The 4,928-nt window shown below is 68.5% G+C and carries 3 protein-coding genes and 1 pseudogene; 2 read left to right on the top strand and 2 right to left on the bottom strand.

The window, feature by feature from the left end; translation table 11 throughout:
- Positions 1-368: 368 nt before the first annotated feature.
- Positions 369-536 carry a hypothetical protein gene (locus tag CCL05_RS45270; RefSeq protein ID WP_086562065.1) on the bottom strand — a complete coding sequence of 56 codons (168 nt, stop codon included), beginning with the start codon at positions 534-536 and terminating at the stop codon, positions 369-371.
- A gap of 611 nt (positions 537-1,147) precedes the next feature.
- Between CCL05_RS45270 and CCL05_RS21195 the strand changes: the two genes are divergently transcribed.
- Together CCL05_RS21195 and tpg are read left to right on the top strand one after the other, a co-directional pair.
- Positions 1,148-3,691 (top strand): DEAD/DEAH box helicase, encoded by a 2,544-nt coding sequence (locus tag CCL05_RS21195; RefSeq protein ID WP_244204342.1) that lies wholly within the window; start codon positions 1,148-1,150, stop codon positions 3,689-3,691.
- A 54-nt stretch (positions 3,692-3,745) separates the two neighbouring features.
- Complete coding sequence (gene tpg, locus CCL05_RS47525; RefSeq protein WP_208641585.1) at positions 3,746-4,411, top strand: telomere-protecting terminal protein Tpg; 666 nt, start codon at positions 3,746-3,748, stop codon at positions 4,409-4,411.
- Between the two features lie 32 nt (positions 4,412-4,443).
- Here tpg and CCL05_RS21205 read toward each other — a convergent pair.
- Positions 4,444-4,928: pseudogene (locus CCL05_RS21205) on the bottom strand (hypothetical protein); the annotation flags it as partial.

Consider the following 4,928-nt stretch of genomic DNA (forward strand, 5'->3'; position numbering starts at 1 on the left):
GGTCCCCTCCGGGCTGCGCCCGGAGAAAACGAACCCCCGCGCTTCGCGCGGGGGTTGCGCTCACGCTCCGCGTGAGCGCTGGCGGGGAGGCTGCGCCTCCCGCTCAATCTCTGTGCTGCGCACAGAGATTGACAGTCCTTCCGCTGCGCTCCCGGACTGGCGGGACTTCGTCCCGCTACTAGGCTTCCGCTTCGCTCCAGCCTGGCCGGCGGGTCCGCTGCGCTCCCCCGCCTGACGGTCCCTCCGGCTACGCCTCCAGGACCTTTCGGCCCGCCGGCGCGGGCCAGCTGGTTACAGGCGCGGGGGGTCTTGCCTGGTGTTCGGCGCATCTGCTGACGGACTGCCAACAGATGCGCCGAACACCAGGGTCAGCGTCTGCGGGCCCAACTGGTCCCGACCCCGGCCATATGCAGAGCCAGACACATCAGTCCCAGCAGCATGACGTTCGTCGAAGAGAACACATCGTTGGTGCTGATGTCCGCCGCGTTGATCAGAAACGCAACGAAGAACAACACTGCCGCGACGATGCCAACCATGAATCGAACTCCTCTCAAGGGGGTGAAGCCCGTATGCCCCGGCTTCGCCCCCGCAGACATGAGGGGAGGCGGTCTAGGCGGACACGGACGCGTACCTCTGATCCGGTCACCCTTGGTCTCGCGGCCCGGTCCGTCCCTCGAAATCGTGTCGCACTCCCGCACCTTGGTCTTCGATCAGACCTGCCTCGTCAGGAAAGTCCAGAACGGTGCCGCAGTGCTTGCACAGCCTCCCGTCTTCGGCCGGAGTGCCACACGCTTTGCAGAACCGGTTGCCCATCTCGTCCTCAGTCTTCTGTGTCATGGCGCTCCAAGGCAGGGCGGACAATGAGAGAAATTGAGTACCCATCGAGTCAGTGCTGATTCGCCAGGGCTGATGTGGGTTCATGAAGAAGTGTGCTTCGTTTTCAGGGTGCGATAGACTCTGGAATCAGGTGGCTCCAGGTCTGTGGGTGTCAGGAGGCGCTTCCAGCGTGATCTTCCGTTCTGGATCAGGAAGGTGAGCCTGGTTTCTCGACGAAGGGACGCAGTCCATCTTGCGTTGTGTGGGTGCGCGTTGCCGCTCCTCACCATGTGCAGCCCTTCGTTCAGCGTGCAGGAGAAGGCAGACTGAAATGGCGATGAAAAACCTCCGTCCCCACCAGCGGGAAGCCGTGGACGCGGTACTCCGGGCACTCGAATTGCCTGCACGATCGACTGTGCCTCCGCGGGGACTCCGCACTCAGGTGATCATGGCGACCGGGACTGGCAAGACCCTCGTGGCCGCTCGGAGCGCCGAGGAGCTCCGGGCGGGCCGAGTGCTGGTGCTCGTACCCTCCCTCGACCTGCTTGCCCAGACCGAAGCCGCGTGGCGCGAGGGAGGCCGCACCGGGCCGATGATCGGGGTGTCGTCCCTCCGGGGCGAGGAGGTGTCCTTCCCCAACACCACGGACGTGGACGAGCTGGTCGACTGGGTACGGCCGTTCGACAAGGTCACGGTGTTCGCCACGTACGCCTCTCTCGGACTGGGCACCCTGGAGCGCGCACACAAGGCCGGCCTTCCCGGGTGGGACCTGATCGTCGTGGACGAAGCCCACCGGTGTTCGGGCCGGATCGGGAAGCCGTGGGCAGTCGTCCACGACAACACCCGCATCCCCGCCCTCCGCCGCCTGTACATGACCGCCACGCCCCGGCTGTGGCAGCTGGACGAGGACGCCGACCAGGGCGCGCCGGGCGAGCTGGTGGCGAGCATGGAGGACGACCCTGCCGGGCCGTTCGGCAGCAGGGCGTTCACTTTGACTCTCTCGGATGCCATCGACAGGGGAATTTGTGCCCCCTACCAGGTGGTGTGTGTGGACATCACCGACACCCAGCTCCAGGCCGCCCAGCTCCTGGGCGAAGACGCGCGCTCCGAGCAGGTGCGCGGCGTGCGACTCGCCGCCCTGCAGACCGCCCTGGTGAAGGCATCGGCCCAGGAAGGCTTCCGCCGCACGCTCGTCTTCCACCATGTCGTCCGCGAGGCCGAGGCCTTCGCGGCCGGTCTTCCCGACGTCGCCGCACAGCTGCACGCCGCCGATCCGGAGCTGTACCCCAGGACGATCTGGGCCAACTGGCTGTGCGGCGATCACAAGCCGGGGCACCGGCGCCGAGTACTGACGGAGTTCGCCGACGGGATCGCCACGGACGGCACAGTCGTCGAGAAGGGCTACCTGGGATCCGTGAAAGTCCTGGGCGAAGGCGTAGACACCCGCAACTGTGACTCCGTGTACTTCGCCGACGTACGCGGCTCCATGCCCGACCTCGTCCAAGCCGTAGGCCGGGCGCTAAGGATGCAGTCCGGCGAGGGGAAGGTCGCCTCGCTCGTGGTGCCCGTCCTGCTCGGGCCCGGAGAGACGGTCGACAACATGCTCACCTCCCGGGCGTTCGGCGGCCTGGCGAAGCTGCTGGAGGCGCTCAGGGCACACGACGCCCGGGTCGTGGAGGCGCTGGCGCAGCAGCAGGCACAAAGCCGCGTCAGGGGCGTACAGAGCCGCAGCGGGCCCGAGGAAGACGAAGCAGCTGGCAGCGACCGAAGCGACCGTGGTCTGTCAGTGCCGGCCAGAGAGCTGCTGAAATTCAGCACCCCCCGCGACCCCGCCCAGCTCGCCGCCTTCATCAACCTGCGCGTCCTCAACCCCGAACACCAACACTGGCGACGCGGCATCGAAGCCGCCACCATCTACCACCGACTCCGCGACGACCTGAGAGTCCCCTTCACCTACCGCGTCCCCGACCGCAGCGACCAGGAAGCGGAAGCCGAGGGATGGCCAGCCTCCCTCGCATCCTTCCCGCTGGGGCAATGGATCGCCGACGCGCGAAGGTTCTACGCCCGCGGGGAGATGGACGAAGACCGCATCGCACAGCTGGCGAAGCTCGGCATGATCTGGTCCCACTACGACGTCGCCTGGGAAGAAGGACTCGCAGCGGCGCGCGGGTGGGCAGCCGAGACGGGCCACCTCCTGGCCCCACTCGACGCCACCTACCAGGGCTACCGGGTGGGCATCTGGCTGAAGAACGCGCGAGCCAACGCCCGGAAGGCTGCCGAGATCGAGCAGCGGCGTGCCGCAGGGCTACCGGTTCAGTCGTCGGCCGGCGCGCTGTCGCAGGAGCGCCGCGAGCAGCTCGAGGACATCGATCCCTCCTGGTGTCCGGCTTGGCCAGTGGAGTGGCAGCGCGCCTTCCATCTGGTCCGCCTGCACCTGGAGGCTGGCGGCACGCTGCCGATGGAGCCGGGTGAGGTCGTGCACCAGGGCGAGGACCTCGGGCGGTGGGTGCGCTCGGTCCGGTACGGCTGGGACAACCTCACCACCGTGCAGCAGTGGATGTGCGAACACATCCTCGGCATCCAACCCGCCGACGAAAACGAGAAACCCAAGCCACGGACCAGGCAGGCCGACAAGTGGGCCATGAACTACGACGCCGCCCGCCAGTTCTACGAACGTGAGGGGCACCTTCGGGTGCCGAGGAAGCACATTGAACGGATCGTCATCGGTGGCGCCGAAGACGGTGACAGCGGCGAGGACCAGGGGCAGCGAGAGCTCAAGCTGGGGGCATGGATCGGCAACCAGCGCTCGCGGGCCGCGACACTGTCACCGGAACGCGTGGAACAGCTCTCCCGCATCGGCATGCGCTGGGCATAGCCCGCTCTGTCATCGGCGCTCTCCCGGGGCTCTCGTAGCCGACGCCAGTTGGTGATGTCACGGGAATGCCGGAAACGGCGGTCAGGGGGCAGACAGCGTGGGAGGACTGATGCCCTGGGCTGCAGATGCCGGCCTGTCGACTGGCCGCTTCGAGAGGCGGACGTGGGGCATATCGAGCAGGGGCTGGAGCAGGCGTTGCGCGCCCGGCCCGTTCCCTTGAGCACCGAGGCTCGCCTGCGGTTTCTGCTGGCAGCACATCGGCATTCCACCCGGAGGGTGGCCGCGGTCCTTGGAGTGTCGCAGCGCACCGTGCAGAGGTGGGTGACGAAGAAGCCCGGAGCGCGTCGCCCGCCGGGTCCGCTGTATCTCCGGGCGATCGAGGAAGCGGTCCTGGCTCGGTGGCAGCCCCGGATACGGGCCCGCCGACGTGCCCAGGCCGAAGCGGAGGGCTTCGTCTTCCACACCAGGGCGCGATTCGGGTTCGCTGCTGCGGCCGGCTCCTCGGACGATCCGCGGGTGCGGTGGATCACCCAATACCTGCCGGGAGAGGTCGCCCGGGAGTTGTTCGCCGCCCGGGACGCCGGTGCGGGCGAGCAGCAGCAGTTAGTGATCCTCGCCCGCGCGCTGGGGCATGCCTACTTCCGCGACGGGGGCCGCCGCGCCCACGGCCTGCACATCGCCTTCAGCGACCTCGAGTTCGCCGACTTCTCGATCGGATGAGCCTGCCCCTTCGATCGGACGCGTCAGGGCGTTCAGCGCCGCGAGGGCCAGGTGCGTACGGCCAGCATCGCTTCGTACCTTGTGGCCTCCTGCCGCTCGCGCCAGTCCCACTCCACATGGCCGGCCGTGCCTTGGCGACGGGCCGCAGGCGGCTGGGGCGGGCGCAGCCTGGCCGTCTCCGCCACGCGCAGCAGGAGGGCACGGTTGCCTGGCGCGGCGAACAATTCCTGGTCCTCGCCGGATACGAGCCGGGCGAAGCAGGCCGCGGCCCGCAGGAAGACACCCGCCCAGGGCGGCACGGGGTAGGCGGCGCAGCCGTCGGTGTAGCGGGCGCGGTCGTGCAGGGCGAGCGTGGCCGCAGCGTCGTCGTAGTCGCGAGGGCGTGCGGTGGCGAGTTGCTGGAGGGAGGCGCCGGTGATCAGTGCGGCGGCAACGGTCGCGGCCAGGCGAGGGTGCGCGGTCACCCCATGAAGCCGGTGGACGACGTGCTGGGCGGCGTACGGGGTGAGAGGCGGGG

This window comes from Streptomyces africanus, assembly GCF_002150735.1.
GTDB lineage: Bacteria > Actinomycetota > Actinomycetes > Streptomycetales > Streptomycetaceae > Streptomyces > Streptomyces africanus.